General features: G+C 73.0%; 15 protein-coding genes. 7 read left to right on the top strand and 8 right to left on the bottom strand.

What is annotated here, in order from left to right:
• Positions 1 to 4 precede the first annotated feature (4 nt).
• The 3 genes from ACGFZF_RS09570 to ACGFZF_RS09580 are packed head-to-tail and all read right to left on the bottom strand — an operon-like array spanning position 5 to position 2723.
• Complete coding sequence (locus ACGFZF_RS09570; RefSeq protein WP_393552557.1) at positions 5 to 772, bottom strand: TrmH family RNA methyltransferase; 768 nt, start codon at positions 770 to 772, stop codon at positions 5 to 7.
• Positions 769 to 2070 carry an HTTM domain-containing protein gene (locus ACGFZF_RS09575; RefSeq protein ID WP_393552560.1) on the bottom strand — a complete coding sequence of 434 codons (1302 nt, stop codon included), beginning with the start codon at positions 2068 to 2070 and terminating at the stop codon, positions 769 to 771. The genes ACGFZF_RS09570 and ACGFZF_RS09575 overlap by 4 nt, the downstream gene beginning before the upstream one ends.
• Positions 2067 to 2723, bottom strand: coding sequence for a DUF5819 family protein (locus ACGFZF_RS09580; RefSeq protein ID WP_393552563.1), 657 nt, complete (start codon positions 2721 to 2723; stop codon positions 2067 to 2069). The genes ACGFZF_RS09575 and ACGFZF_RS09580 overlap by 4 nt, the downstream gene beginning before the upstream one ends.
• Before the next feature lie 401 nt (positions 2724 to 3124).
• Between ACGFZF_RS09580 and paaA the strand changes: the two genes are divergently transcribed.
• The 6 genes from paaA (at position 3125) to ACGFZF_RS09610 (ending at position 7995) form a co-directional block, all read left to right on the top strand.
• Positions 3125 to 4201 carry a 1,2-phenylacetyl-CoA epoxidase subunit PaaA gene (gene paaA / locus ACGFZF_RS09585; protein WP_393552566.1) on the top strand — a complete coding sequence of 359 codons (1077 nt, stop codon included), beginning with the start codon at positions 3125 to 3127 and terminating at the stop codon, positions 4199 to 4201.
• Positions 4198 to 4485 carry a 1,2-phenylacetyl-CoA epoxidase subunit PaaB gene (gene paaB / locus ACGFZF_RS09590; RefSeq protein ID WP_356601359.1) on the top strand — a complete coding sequence of 96 codons (288 nt, stop codon included), beginning with the start codon at positions 4198 to 4200 and terminating at the stop codon, positions 4483 to 4485. Before paaA ends, paaB begins: the two co-directional genes overlap by 4 nt.
• The gene (paaC, locus tag ACGFZF_RS09595; RefSeq protein ID WP_393552569.1) at positions 4482 to 5204 is read left to right on the top strand and encodes a 1,2-phenylacetyl-CoA epoxidase subunit PaaC; all 723 of its coding nucleotides are present in this window, start codon (positions 4482 to 4484) and stop codon (positions 5202 to 5204) included. The genes paaB and paaC overlap by 4 nt, the downstream gene beginning before the upstream one ends.
• Positions 5198 to 5695 carry a 1,2-phenylacetyl-CoA epoxidase subunit PaaD gene (paaD, locus tag ACGFZF_RS09600; RefSeq protein ID WP_356601357.1) on the top strand — a complete coding sequence of 166 codons (498 nt, stop codon included), beginning with the start codon at positions 5198 to 5200 and terminating at the stop codon, positions 5693 to 5695. The genes paaC and paaD overlap by 7 nt, the downstream gene beginning before the upstream one ends.
• Positions 5696 to 6754 carry a 2Fe-2S iron-sulfur cluster-binding protein gene (locus ACGFZF_RS09605; protein ID WP_393552573.1) on the top strand — a complete coding sequence of 353 codons (1059 nt, stop codon included), beginning with the start codon at positions 5696 to 5698 and terminating at the stop codon, positions 6752 to 6754. It abuts the gene before it with no gap.
• Between the two features lie 107 nt (positions 6755 to 6861).
• Complete coding sequence (locus tag ACGFZF_RS09610) at positions 6862 to 7995, top strand: acyl-CoA dehydrogenase family protein (RefSeq protein WP_393552576.1); 1134 nt, start codon at positions 6862 to 6864, stop codon at positions 7993 to 7995.
• Positions 7996 to 8066: 71 nt separating this feature from the next.
• Here the strand turns inward: ACGFZF_RS09610 and ACGFZF_RS09615 are convergent, their stop codons facing one another.
• From ACGFZF_RS09615 to ACGFZF_RS09630, 4 genes are all read right to left on the bottom strand, one after another.
• Complete coding sequence (locus ACGFZF_RS09615; RefSeq protein WP_356601354.1) at positions 8067 to 8411, bottom strand: rhodanese-like domain-containing protein; 345 nt, start codon at positions 8409 to 8411, stop codon at positions 8067 to 8069.
• A 54-nt stretch (positions 8412 to 8465) separates the two neighbouring features.
• Positions 8466 to 9305 carry a J domain-containing protein gene (locus ACGFZF_RS09620; protein WP_393552580.1) on the bottom strand — a complete coding sequence of 280 codons (840 nt, stop codon included), beginning with the start codon at positions 9303 to 9305 and terminating at the stop codon, positions 8466 to 8468.
• Positions 9306 to 9592: 287 nt separating this feature from the next.
• A complete protein-coding gene (locus tag ACGFZF_RS09625; RefSeq protein WP_393552583.1) occupies positions 9593 to 11041 on the bottom strand; it encodes a DUF2252 domain-containing protein in 1449 nt (482 codons plus the stop codon).
• A gap of 272 nt (positions 11042 to 11313) precedes the next feature.
• Complete coding sequence (locus tag ACGFZF_RS09630; protein ID WP_393552586.1) at positions 11314 to 12426, bottom strand: hypothetical protein; 1113 nt, start codon at positions 12424 to 12426, stop codon at positions 11314 to 11316.
• A gap of 129 nt (positions 12427 to 12555) precedes the next feature.
• Here ACGFZF_RS09630 and ACGFZF_RS09635 point away from each other — a divergent pair, with 129 nt between their 5' ends.
• The gene (locus ACGFZF_RS09635) at positions 12556 to 13050 is read left to right on the top strand and encodes a MarR family winged helix-turn-helix transcriptional regulator (RefSeq protein WP_393552589.1); all 495 of its coding nucleotides are present in this window, start codon (positions 12556 to 12558) and stop codon (positions 13048 to 13050) included.
• Positions 13051 to 13168: 118 nt separating this feature from the next.
• Here the strand turns inward: ACGFZF_RS09635 and ACGFZF_RS09640 are convergent, their stop codons facing one another.
• Complete coding sequence (locus ACGFZF_RS09640; RefSeq protein ID WP_393552592.1) at positions 13169 to 13828, bottom strand: response regulator; 660 nt, start codon at positions 13826 to 13828, stop codon at positions 13169 to 13171.
• Positions 13829 to 13832: the final 4 nt, after the last annotated feature.

A 13832-nucleotide genomic window follows, 5' to 3' on the forward strand; every position in this document is an offset into this window, starting at 1 on the left:
CCCCTCAGGGGGTCTCCGCGATCTCCGCGTAGCGCTGGACCCAGGCGTGCATGGCGATCGCCGCGGCGGCGCCGGCGTTGATGGAGCGGGTCGAACCGAACTGGGCGATCGAGCAGACCATGGCCGCGTGCCGGCGGGCCTCCTCGGTGAGGCCCGGCCCCTCCTGCCCGAACAGCAGCACGCAGCGCCGCGGCAGCACGGTCCGCTCCAGCGGCACGGCGCCCGGCAGGTTGTCGATCCCGATGATCGGCAGGTCCTCGGCCGCCGCCCACGCGGTCAGCGACTCCGTGTCGGGGTGATGCCGCACGTGCTGGTAGCGGTCGGTGACCATCGCCCCGCGCCGGTTCCAGCGCCGGCGGCCCACGATGTGGATCTCCTTCGCCAGGAAGGCGTTCGCGGTCCGCACCACCGACCCGATGTTGAAGTCGTGGCCCCAGTTCTCCACCGCCACGTGGAAGTCGTGGCGCCGGGTGTCCAGGTCCGCGACGATCGCCTCCCGCGTCCAGTACCGGTAGGGATCGACGACGTTCCGCCGGTCTCCGGCGGCCAGCAGCTCGCGGTCGTACCGCTCGTCCTGCGGCCAGGGCAGCGGATGCGGTCCGACGCCGACCTCGGGGGCGAATCCCTCGTCGTACTGGGTCGGCTCGTCCCCGGCCGCCTCGTCCCCGGCCGCTTCCTGCCCGGCCGTCCCACGGCGGACCGGCTCGTTCGGGGTGGGCAGGGTCGGGCCCGACGGCTCGTACGACACGCTCGGCTGTTCGGTGGTGCTCACCCGACGAGGGTACGGGGGGACGGCTCCTCGTCCGCACGGCGCTGCTCGGGGACCGCCTCGTCACGCCGGCGCGAGAACAGCCGGTCCCTGCCGCGCCCGACCCGCGTGCCCAGCCAGACCAGGAACGCCGTCGGCAGGAACACCGCGTCGGCGGAGATCATCGCCAGCGAGAAGAAGGGCAGCCCGAGGAGCAGCGCGATCCCCGCGTGCTCCAGCATCATCGCGACCAGCAGGACGTTCTTGACCCTGCGGTTGAACAGGGTGAACGGGAAGGCGACCTGCACGGCCACGGTCCCGTAGGTCAGCAGCAGCACGACCAGCGCGCTGGAGCCGAGCACGTCCGACAGGGCGGGCCAGGGGGAGAAGTAGTCCAGCTTCAGCGGGTAGTACAGGGCCGTGCCGTCCTGCCACCGCGACCCCTGGATCTTGTACCAGCCGGCCGTCGCGTAGATCAGGCAGACCTCGGCCATGATCACGAGCAGGGCCGCGTTGTGGGTGAGGTTGGCGAGCACGTCGAGCAGGGTGCGCGGCTCGCCCGGTGCGTGGCGGCAGGCCAGCCACCACAGCGCCTGACCCGCCCAGAGCGCCCAGAGCAGCACGATGAGCCACCACTCGCCGGTGACTCCGGAGTGGTACGTGGCGACGAGCAGCAGGACGCCGAGCACGGTCCACAGCACGGGGCCGACGACGTCCCGGCGGGGCGCCGTACCGGGACCGGCCTCACGCTCCTGGCGGGCGAGACGGCGAGCGTCGAGCGACCAGACCTGGGAGCAGCGGGTCAGAACGAGGTAGAGCGCGGCGAGGTGCACGACGTTGTCGCCGCCGTCGCCCATGAAGATGGAGCGATTCTGCAGCGACAGCACCCCGGCCATGAAGACCACGGACACGGCGCGGGTGCGCCAGCCCAGGAGCAGCAGGACGGCGGAGAGGACGGCGAGGCCGTAGACGATCTCGAACCACAGGCCGCTGTCCGACCACATCAGCGCCGTGAACGAGTGGTTGTCGCCGATCAGCTGCCGGCCCATCTCCCAGGACCACGGCCCGTCGGGGCCGTACAGCTCGCGGCGGTGCGGCAGCTCGCGCAGCAGGAAGAGCAGCCAGGTGAGGGCGAAGCCGATCCGGACGATCGCGGTCTGGTACGGGCCGAGCGCCGAGCCCGTGACGCGCTGGACGGCGCGGGCGAGCCGGCGGTCGAAGGGTTCGGGGGCCGCCACCGCCCGCCCCGGGGGCGGCGAGGACGGTGCGGGTCGCGGGGTGGACGGGTCGGGTGCGACCGCGTCGGGCGTGGATCGGTTCACCGGCCGGCCTCCGTACGGTCGTCGTTCTTCGCACCGGCCGGCAGATCGGCGGCGGTCACCGACCACCAGGGCAGGTCCCGGTGGCGGGGGTCGGTGCTGGTCCTCTCCCCGCTCCAGGACGGGGACTGCACGGCGCGGGTCTCCGAGCGGAGCTGGATCTTCTCGACCTCACCGCCGAGACGCTCCCGGTCGAGGCGGAGCATGACGATCCGGCGCAGGTAGTTCTCCGAGAGCCTGCCGCGCAGGCCGTTGGGGCGGAAGTCGTCGGTGTGGGAGTTGAGGTAGAAGTCGAAGGCCCTGCGCAGCTCGTTCTGGTCGACGTGGCTGGGCAGCAGGCTGCCGCGGATCGCCTCGGTGTCCTGGGCCGACAGGTCGATCCATCCGGTGGTGCGCCGCGTGCCGTCGTCGGCCGCGATCTCGGCACGGGCCTGGACGGCGATGTTCTGCTGGAGCGGGTTGGGAGCGAAGAGCTTCCAGTTCTGCTCGAACTCGGGATAGACCCAGCCGTCGACGGCCTCACCATGCTGCTTGGTCAGCGTGTTCGAGGGCGCGACGTGCAGGAACACCATCGAGAGGTGGACGCAGGCCAGGACCCCGATGACGGCCAGCGCGACGGCCGCGACGACCTGGTAGGGGAGGGACAGCGCGGCCATTCCCGCACCGGGCCGCCCTGCGGCCGCTGAGTCGGAGGCCCGCGAGGGGTCCGGGGAGGGTTCCCGGGCGCCGGGTCCCGGGTCGCGTCCCGGCGCCGGGCCGGCGTCCGGCTCCTCGGCCGGTCCGGACCCGGATATCGCGCCGGACATACGGCCGGGAACGGGTATCGAGGGGCGGTCGGGCGGCGGGTCGGCGGCCGGGGCGGAGGCGCCCACCGCCGTGTCCGGAGCCGCGGTGCCGGGGGCAGCCCGACCCCCAGGCGCGCTCTCGTCGCCGTACGAGTTCATCCCCGCCCCGATCCCGATCGGTCCACCCCGGTTATCCACAGGGTTGACACCATACGGGCCCCCGACCCACCATTGAAGTCATTCAACCGAACGATCGGTCGGTAGGGAGTCCGATGACCGCAGGGACAGCAGCGACAGCAGTGACCGCGGGCGCGCAGGCCGGGCAGGGCGCACAGGCCGGTGACGACGCGGCCACCGCGGCGACCCACGCGGCCTACGAGGCCGTGTTCGACGCCGCCGTCGCGGCCGACGAGCGCATCGAGCCGCGCGACTGGATGCCCGACGCTTACCGGGCCTCCCTCGTGCGCCAGATCGCACAGCACGCCCACTCCGAGATCATCGGCATGCAGCCGGAGGCCAACTGGATCACCCGCGCGCCCTCGCTGCGCCGCAAGGCGATCCTCATGGCCAAGGTCCAGGACGAGGCCGGCCACGGGCTCTACCTCTACAGCGCCGCCGAGACGCTCGGCACCAGCCGCGACGAGCTGCTCGACAAGCTCCACTCCGGCCGCCAGAAGTACTCCTCGATCTTCAACTACCCCACGCTGACCTGGGCCGACGTCGGCGCCATCGGCTGGCTCGTGGACGGCGCCGCCATCACGAACCAGGTCCCGCTCTGCCGCTGCTCCTACGGCCCGTACGCCCGCGCGATGGTCCGGGTCTGCAAGGAGGAGTCGTTCCACCAGCGCCAGGGATACGAAGCCCTGCTCGCCCTGTCGAACGGCACCGAGGCCCAGCACGCCATGGCACAGGACGCGGTCGACCGCTGGTGGTGGCCCTCACTGATGATGTTCGGCCCGCCCGACGACGAGTCGGCGCACTCCGCGCAGTCGATGGCCTGGAAGATCAAGCGCCACTCCAACGACGAGCTGCGCCAGCGCTTCGTCGACATCGCCGTCCCGCAGGCCGAGGCCCTCGGCCTCACCCTCCCCGACCCCGACCTCCGGTGGAACGAGGAGCGCGGACACCACGACTTCGGCGCCATCGACTGGACCGAGTTCTGGGACGTCCTCAAGGGCAACGGCCCCTGCAACGAACAGCGACTCGACAAGCGCCGCAAGACCCACGAGGACGGCGCCTGGGTCCGGGACGCCGCCGCGGCGTACGCCACCAAGCACACCGACCGGCCCGCGGCCGGCCGACAGGACGACCAGCACGCGGACCAGCACCACGGGGAGGCACGGGCATGACCACCAACGGATGGCCGCTGTGGGAGGTGTTCGTGCGCTCGCGCCGCGGACTGTCCCACACCCACGCCGGCAGCCTGCACGCGCCGGACGCCGAGATGGCCCTGCGCAACGCCCGCGACCTCTACACCCGCCGCAACGAAGGCATCTCGATCTGGGTGGTCCCCTCCGCCGAGATCACCGCCTCCTCGCCCGACGAGAAGGACCCCTTCTTCGAGCCGTCGGCCGACAAGCCCTACCGCCACCCGACCTTCTACGAGATCCCGGACGGGGTGAAGCACCTGTGAGCGACACCGCCGTGATCACCACGGCCGCCCTCGCCCTCGGCGACGACGCCCTCGTGCTCTCCCACCGGCTGGGGGAGTGGGCCGGCAGCGCCCCCGTCCTGGAGGAGGAGGTCGCCCTCGCCAACATCGCGCTCGACCTGCTCGGCCAGGCACGCATCCTGCTCTCCCTCGTCGGCGACGAGGACGAGCTGGCCTACCTCCGCGAGGAGCGGGCCTTCCGCAACTGCCAGCTCGTCGAGCAGCCGAACGGCGACTTCGCCCACACCATCGCCCGCCAGCTCTACTTCTCCACCTACCAGCGACTGCTGTACGGGGAGCTGGCCACCGGCGACGGGCCGCTGGCCGGACTCGCCGCCAAGGCCGTCAAGGAAGTCGCCTACCACCAGGACCACGCCGAGCACTGGACCCTGCGCCTCGGCGACGGCACGGAAGAGAGCCACGACCGCATGCAGCGGGCGTGCGACGCCCTGTGGCGCTTCACCGGCGAACTGTTCCAGCCCGTCGAGGGCCTCGACGTCGACCGGACCGCCATGGAGAGCACCTGGCTGGCCTCGGTCACGGACGTCCTCACCCGGGCCACCCTCACCGTGCCGGACGGCCCGCGCACCGGCGCCTGGGCCGCCGGCGCCGGACGCCAGGGCCTGCACACCGAGTCCTTCGGCCGGATGATCGCCGAGATGCAGCACCTGCACCGCAGCCACCCGGGGGCGACATGGTGACCATGACGGCCCTGGAACAGGAACTGAGCCGGGTCGCCGGCGCCGTTCCCGACCCCGAGCTGCCCGTCCTGACCCTGGAGGACCTCGGCGTCCTGCGCGGTGCCAAGGTCCTCGGCCCCGGCCGGGTCGAGGTCGAACTGACCCCGACCTACACCGGCTGCCCGGCGATCGAGGCCATGTCGGCCGACATCGAGCAGGCCCTCCACGCACACGGCGTGCCCGAGGTCTCCGTCGTGACGGTCCTCTCCCCCGCCTGGTCGACGGACGACATCACCGAGGAAGGCCGGCGCAAGCTCGCCGAGTTCGGCATCGCCCCGCCGCGCCCGCAGGGCCCGGCCGGCGGACCGGTACCGCTGACCCTCGCGATCCGCTGCCCCCACTGCGGGTCCACCGACACCGAACTGCTCAGCCGGTTCTCCTCCACCGCGTGCAAGGCACTGCGCCGCTGCACGGCCTGCCGCGAACCGTTCGACCACTTCAAGGAGTTGTAGATGTTCCATCCGCTCCGGGTGAGCGAGGTCGAGCAGCTCACGGACGACTCGGTGGCCGTCACCTTCACGGTCCCGCCCGAGCTGCGCGAGACCTACCGCCACACCCCCGGCCAGCACCTCGCCCTGCGCCGCACCACGCGGGACGGCGAGGAGATCCGCCGCACCTACTCCATCTGCGCCCCGGCCACCCCGGCCGGCGAGGACCCCGTCCTGCGGGTGGGCATCCGGCTGGTCGACGGCGGCGAGTTCTCCACGTACGCCCTCAAGGAGCTGACCGCCGGCGACGTCGTCGAGGTCATGGAGCCGATGGGCCGCTTCGTCCTCGACCCGCGGCCCGGGCACTTCGCGGCCGTCGTCGGCGGCAGCGGCATCACCCCGGTCCTCTCGATGGCGGCCACCCTGCTCGCCCGCGAGCCCGAGGCCCGGTTCTGCCTGGTCCGCAGCGACCGCACCGCCTCCTCGACGATGTTCCTCGACGAGGTCGCCGACCTCAAGGACCGCTACCCCGACCGCTTCCAGCTCGTCACCGTCCTCTCCCGCGAGGAGCAGCAGTCCGGGCTGCCGTCCGGGCGCCTCGACCAGGACCGGCTCACCGCACTCCTGCCCGCGCTGCTGCCGGTCGAGGACATCGACGGCTGGTTCCTGTGCGGCCCCTTCGGCCTCGTCCAGGGCGCCGAGCAGGCCCTGCGCGGACTCGGAGTCGCCCGCGGCCGGATCCACCAGGAGATCTTCCACGTCGACGACGGCTCCGCGCCCGCCCCGGCGGCCACCGGCGCGCCGGTCCACGCCACACTGACCGCCACCCTGCACGGCCGCTCCGGCAACTGGCCGGTCCAGGAGGGCGAGACGCTCCTCGACACCGTGCTGCGGGCCCGCGCGGACGCCCCGTACGCCTGCAAGGGCGGCGTCTGCGGCACCTGCCGCGCCTTCCTCGTCGGCGGAGAGGTGCGGATGGACCGCAACTTCGCCCTCGAGCCGGAGGAGACCGAAGCCGGTTACGTGCTGGCGTGCCAGTCCCACCCGGCCACGGCGGACGTGGAGTTGGACTTCGACCGCTGACGTCCACCGGCCGTCGTCCCCGGCCCATTCCCTTCCGGTAGAACCTGTTCTATCTTGACGGTCCGTCAGAAGGCGGACCGTCAGGGCAGGAACGGGAGGGCAAGGCCATGGACTTCACCTTCACCGAGGAACAGCAGGCAGCCGTCGAAGCGGCCAAGGCCGTCTTCTCGGGCACCGCACCCGACGCCGTACCCAGCCCCGCCCTCACCCCCGGCGCAGTCGCCGACGACCTCGACCGGCCCCTCTGGAAGCGCCTCGCCGACGCCGGACTCCTCGGCCTCGTCCTCACCCCCGAACACGACGGCGCCGGCCTCGACACCACCGCCCTCTGCCTCGTCCTGCGCGAATCGGCCCGTGTCCTCGCCCGCGTCCCCCTGCTGGAGACCTGCGCCGTCGCGATGACCGTCGAGCGCTACGCCCCCGACGCCACAACGGCTGACCTCCTGCCCCGCGTCGCCCGCGGCGAACTCGTCCTCACCGCCGCCCCCAACGGCCGCAGCGGCCACGAACCCGCCGAACTGGCCGTCACCGCCCGCCTCGACGACAGCGACTGGATCCTCGACGGCACGCAGAGCGCCGTCCCCTGGGCCCACGCCGCCGACCGCATCGCCGTCCCCGCCCACACCACCGACGGCCGGACCGTCCTCGCCCTGATCCCCCGCACCCACCCCGGCCTCACCCTGGCCGAGCAGTACTCCACCAGCGGCGAACTCCTCGCCGAACTCACCCTCGACTCCGCGCGCCTCACCGGCACCGACGTCATCGACACCGACGGCGCCTGGGACTGGCTGCGCGGCGTCCTCGCCACCGGAACCTGCGCCCTCGCCCTCGGGCTCGGCGAAAGCGTCCTCGCCATGACGAGCCAGTACACCGGGAAACGCGAGCAGTTCGGCCACCCCGTGGCCACCTTCCAGGCCGTCGCGGTCCAGACCGCCGACCGCTACATCGACCTGCGCGCCATGGAGGTCACCCTCTGGCAGGCCGCCTGGCGCATCAGCACCGGCGCCGGCGGCCCACTGCCGCCCGCCGCGGACATCGCCGTCGCCAAGATCTGGGCCTCCGAGGGCGTACGCCGCGTGGTGCAGACCGCCCAGCACCTGCACGGCGGCTTCGGCGCCGACACCGACTACCCGCTGCACCGCTACCACGCCTGGGCCAAGCAGATCGAACTCGCCCTCGGCCCGGCCGCCGCCCACGAAGAGGCCCTGGGCGACCTCCTGGCCGCCCACCCCCTCGGCTGACGCGACGCCCGCTCAGACCGCGCGCCCCCGGCGCTCCGCGCGTACCGGACCGCCGGGCACCGCCACCACGATCAGAGAACGAAGGCCTGGCTGCCGCCGTCCGTCACCATCGGACGCCCCGCGCCGTCCCAGGCCAGCATCCCGCCGTCGACGTTCACGGCGTCGATCCCCTGCTGCACCAGGTACTGCGTCACCTGCGCCGACCGACCGCCGACGCGGCACATCACATAGGCACGCCGGCCGTCGGCGACCGCCTCGGTCACCTCACCGAAACGCGCCACGAAGTCACTCATCGGCACGTGCAGCGCGTCCTCGACATGACCGGCCGCCCACTCGTCGTCCTCCCGGACGTCCAGCACCAGGGCGTCTGCGGGCACGGAGGCCACGTCCACCGAGGGCAGCGGGGCGAAATTCATGGGACTGGCCTTCTCTCGTCTGAACCGCCCGACCGAACGCGAGCTCCTTCGAAACTACTGCACCAGGGAGGCGAGCTCCGCCTCCCGCTCGGAGACCTGCGCGAGCAGCTGCTCGGCGATCTCCTCCAACAGCCGGTCCGGGTCGTCCGGCGCCATCCGCAGCATCGCGCCGATCGCGCTCTCCTCCAGCTCCCGCGCGACGACCGTCAGCAGCTCCTTGCGCTGCGACAGCCACTCCAGGCGCGCGTACAGCTCCTCGCTCTCGCTCAGCCGCTCCGGCTCCGGAGCCGGTCCGGCTGCCCACTCGGCGGACAGCTCGCCGAGAAGGCCGACGTCACCGCGCGCGTACGCGGCGTTCACCCGGGTGATGAACTCCTCGCGACGCTTGCGCTCGTCCTCGTCCCGCGCCAGGTCGGGGTGGGCCCGGCGGGCCAGCTCGCGGTACAGCTTGCGCGCCTCCTCGCTCGGCCGGACCCGCTTCGGCGGCTGCACCGGCTGCTCGGTCAGCATCGCGGCGGCTTCGGGGGACAGCCCGTCGGAGTCGATCCAGTCGTGGAAGAGCTCCTCGACCCCGGGCATCGGCATGACGTTGGCGCGCGCCTCCTGCGCCCGCCGCAGATCCTCCGGATCCCCGGTCCTGGCCGCCTTGGCCTCGGCGATCTGCGCGTCCAGCTCGTCGAGCCGCGTGTACATCGGCCCGAGTTTCTGGTGATGCAGCCGGGAGAAGTTGTCCACCTCGACCCGGAACGTCTCGACCGCGATCTCGAACTCGATCAGCGCCTGCTCCGCCACGCCCACGGCCTTCTCCAGCCGCGCCTCGGGCCGCTCCGTACCGGGCTCACCACCCGCGCCCGCGCCCTGCTCCACGTCCACGTCCTCGCTCCGGTCCGTCACGCCTCCAGCCTACGGTCACTCCGGGGGGGCCTCCCCCTCCCTCCCCCTCCCTCCCCACCCCTGCCCCCGTTTTTTTCCGGACGACGGCGTCGCCCGTCGGCCTCGTGCCGCCCGGCCCTGCCCGTCGGCCTCGTGGCGCCCCCACCCGCCACTGCCTCACGGCCGCCCCGCCACGGCATCGCAGCCGCCGCCTCAGGGTCGCCTCGCGACAGGGCCCCGCGGTCGCCTGCCGCCGGTCGCCGGTCGCCGGTCGCGGCCACCGATCACCTGCCGCCCGCCGCCGGTCGTCAGACGCCGAGCTCGGCCGCCATCCGGCCGTTGTTCACGGCCGTCACCAGGTCCGCGTGGTCCGCCGTGGTGCGGTCCGCGTAGGCCACGGCGAAGCCGGCGATCGCCTCGTCCAGTTCCTCGTTCTTTCCGCAGTAGCCGGCTATGAGGCGCGGGTCGGCGCTGTGCGCGTGGGCCCGTGCCAGCAGGGCGCCGGTCATGCGTCCGTAGTCGTCGACCTCGTCCGGGGTGAGCGCCGCGGGGTCGACGCTGCCCTTCCTGTTGCGGAACTGCCGCACCTGGAACGGCCGCCCCTGCACCGTGGTCCAGCCGAGCAGGATGTCGCTGACGACCTGCATGCGCTTCTGTCCGAGGACGACGCGCTGTCCCTCGTGGCCCGGTTCCGGTGCGGTGAACCCGGCGGACGCGAGGTGCGGCAGCAGCGCGGACGGCCGTGCCTCCTTGACCTGGAGCACCAGCGGCTCCCCCCGGTGGTCGAGCAGCAGCACCACGTACGAGCGGGTGCCGACGCTGCCGGTGCCGACCACCCGGAACGCGACGTCGTGCACCGCGTACCGGGCCAGCAGCGGCAGCCGGTCCTCGGACACGGTCCGCAGGTAGCCGCCGAGCGAGGCGGTGACCGCGGCGGCCTCCGCGTCCGGGACCCGGCGCAGCACCGGCGGCGCGTCCACGAACCGGCGGCCTCCGCCGTCCGCGTCGGCGACGGCCTCGGTCGACTTGGCGGCGAAGCGGGCACTGGTGTTGTTGCGGGCCTTCTCGGAGACCCGTTCGAGGGTGCCGAGCAGGTCGCGGGCGTCGGTGTGGGAGACGAGCTCCTCGTCCGCGATGGCGTTCCAGGAGTCGAGGACGGGGAGCTTGGCGAGCAGCCGCATGGTGCGCCGGTAGGCGCCGACGGTGTCGAAGGCGGCGGCCCGGCAGATGTCCTCGTCGGCACCGACCTCGCGTCCGGCGAGGACCAGCGAGGTGGCGAGCCGCTTGAGGTCCCACTCCCAGGGGCCGACGACGGTCTCGTCGAAGTCGTTGAGGTCGATGACGAGGCGGCCCCGGGCGTCGCCGTAGAGGCCGAAGTTCGCCGCGTGGGCGTCGCCGCATATCTGGGCGGCGACGCCGGTGACGGGCGATCCGGCGAGGTCGTGGGCCATCAGGCCGGCGGAGCCCCGGAGGAACGCGAAGGGGCTGGCGGCCATGCGGCCGACGCGTATCGGTGTCAGTTCCGGGACGCGGTCGCGGCTGGACTCCTCCACGGCGCGCACGGCGTCCGGGCGGTCCGCGGAGAGGGTCAGCGCACTGTGCGCGGAGCGCGGCAGCCGCGCGCGGAGGGCCTTGCCGTGTTCCTTGGGGGAGTCGGTCGTCCCCGTGGCGGCCCGCGGCGCGAACCCGGGTACGTGCGGCACCCGTGCGCTTTCCGGGCCCCGCTGTCCCGGCACCGCTGCTTGGTAGTCGTCCATGCGACGCCCTCCCCCGACCTCGAACGACTCGCGCGTTCTGTCCAACATCAACTGGCCATGAAGGTACAGCCGGGGTGCGGGAGCCGTCTCCCCCTGTGGACGAGCGACGGCTTGGGGAGAACCGGGCCACCCGGACGCGCCGCGGGGGAGCCGTTTCGAACGGGTCGGGAGCGGCAGGAGGCGCTGCCCGCCCGGGGCCGAGCCGGGGAAGGCCCGAGAGCCCGGCAAGCCCGGCTGGATCGGCAAGATCGGCAAGATCGGCGGAACGCCCTTCAGACGCCGACGGCTTCCGCCAGCTCCTCCTCGACCTCCGCGTCCTTCTCCGTCCGGTCCCCCATGGCGTTGTTCCCGTTCACGGTCGCAGCGCCGCGTGAAGGCGCCGTGGCCGGCGTCGGCGCGGGACGGCGGCGCGCCTCGGCGATCCCGGCGAGGGCGGTCAGGGCGACGCCGGCGAGGAACCACAGGGCCAGGACCAGGACGTGTCCGCCGAGAGCCCGGCCGTCGAAGTACACGTGGGCGCGGACGCCCTCGACGAAGCCGGCGCCGTTCCAGAAGGCGTGGAGGGCGGCGAAGAAGCCGGGCTGGAGTTCGGGGCGGTAGATGCCGCCGGAGCTGGTGAAGTTGAGCATCACGAACAGCACCATCACGCCGAGGGTGGTCCAGCGGCGCAGGAAGGTGTGGAGTCCGACGCCGATCAGCAGGATGCCGGCGGTGTAGAGCCAGGACAGGGCCCAGACGCCGCCGAGTCCGTGGTCGACGAGGTGGAACAGCGGTCCCGCGAAGACGGCGCCGATCAGGCTGACGGCGAGGGACGTCCCGGCGGCGAGCAGCGCGCGGATCCGCAGGGGCAGGACGGCCCCGGCGCCGCCGATGACGGCGACGGAGGCGTACGAGCCGATGCTGAGGGCGACGAGCAGGAAGAAGACGCCCTGTCCGGTGGGGTCGCCGTCCGACACGGGGGCGACGTCGGTCACCTTCAGGGGTGCGTCCTGTCCGGCCGCGACCTTGGTGAAGACCTTCTCGACGGCGAGGGCACTGGTGTCGGAGGCGGCGGAGGCGATCAGGAGCTCGGGGTGGGCGCCGGGGACGTAGGCGCCGGAGGAGGACAGCCCGCGCAGGGCGGCGACGGCGGTGTCGCGGTCGGCGACGGTGCGGACGTCGAGGGCGCCGGCGCCCTTGTCGTGGAGGGTCTGGGCGAGGACCTGGGCGCTGGGGCCCGAGCCGACGACGTCGACGCGCAGGTCGTGGGGTTCGGGTGCGTGGAAGGCGCCGAGGTAGGCGAGTCCCATGCCGATGCACATGAGCAAGGGGGTGAGCAGGTGCCCGAGCACGTGCCGCACCGCGCCCGTGGTGCTCGGTCCTGCCGGGTGGGGTCCTGCGGACATCGGACGAACCTCCATGGTTGGCTTTTACAACTAAACGACCGTTGTACTATACAACTGAGGCGGGACGCTCCACGAACCCCCGCACCCCCACCGTGCGGACCCCCGCCAATCGACGACGAGGAGCGCACCATGACCGGCGGCGCCCGCGAGGCCTCCATCGACACCATCCAGCGGGAGCTCACGGCCTTCGCCCGCCGGGCACGCGCCGCGGCGGCCCGGCTCCACCCCGAGCTGCCCCTGGTCTCGTACACGCTGCTCGCGCACATCGTCGACCAGCAGGGCTGCCGGGCGACCGATCTCGCCACCCACTACCTGCTCGACAAGTCGACGGTCAGCCGGCAGGTGGCCGGTCTGGAGAAGCTCGGCCTGGTGGAACGCCGTCCGGACCCGGACGACCACCGCGTCCAGGTCCTGCATCCGACCGCGGCGGGCACCGACGTCCTGGCCTCCACCCAGGCCAGCCGCCTCGCCGCCTACGAGGAACGCCTCAAGGACTGGTCGGCCGACGACCTCGCCCGGTTCGCCGTCTACCTGCTGCGCTACAACTCCGCCGGCACCTCGGGCCTCCCCCAGGCCCCGCGCACCTCCACCGAGACGCCGGGCGTCCCCGGGACCCCCCGCTGACCGTCCCCCGCGCGACGACGGCGGATCCCCCCACGACCCCCGACCCACGATCCCGCGAAGCCCGCCGAGGCCCCGGCCCCCGGGCCCGACCGGCCCCCCGACCCCGTTCCCCGACCGCCTACAGACCGGCGTCCCGGGCCAGCAGCGCCGCCTGCACCCGGTTCTCGCAGCCGAGCTTCGCCAGGATCCGGCTCACGTACGTCTTCACGGTGGCCTCGCTCATGTGCAGGCGGCGCCCCGCGTCCGCGTTGGACAGGCCCTCCCCGAGCAGGACCAGTACCTCGCGCTCCCGCTCGCTCAGTGTCGCGACCCGGGCCCGCGCCCGCTCCGTCCGCGCCCCCTCCCGCCCCGAGGCCAGCTGATCGACCACATGCCGGGTGGCCGCCGGCGAGAGGTAGGCGTCCCCCGCCGCCGCGGCCCGCACCGCCCGGATCAGTTCGGCCGGCGCCGTGTCCTTCAGCAGGAACCCGGCACCGCCGTGCTCCAGCGCCCGCAGGACGTTCTCCCGTTCCCCGAACGTGGTCAGCACGATCACCCGGGTCGAGGGCGCCGCCCTGCGCAGTTCCGGCAGCGCCGAGAGCCCGTCGAGGACCGGCATCTGGATGTCGAGCAGGACCACCTCGGCGGCGTGCGCCCTCACCCGCTCGATCGCCTCGCGGCCGTTCGCGGCCTCCGCGACCACCTCGATCTCCGGGTCCGAGGTCAGGATCATCCGGATCCCGGCCCTGATCAGCGGTTCGTCATCGGCGATCACGACCCTGATGCGCTGCCCTGCCACAGCT

This window comes from Streptomyces sp. NPDC048338 (assembly GCF_043201055.1).
Taxonomy (GTDB): Bacteria; Actinomycetota; Actinomycetes; order Streptomycetales; family Streptomycetaceae; genus Streptomyces.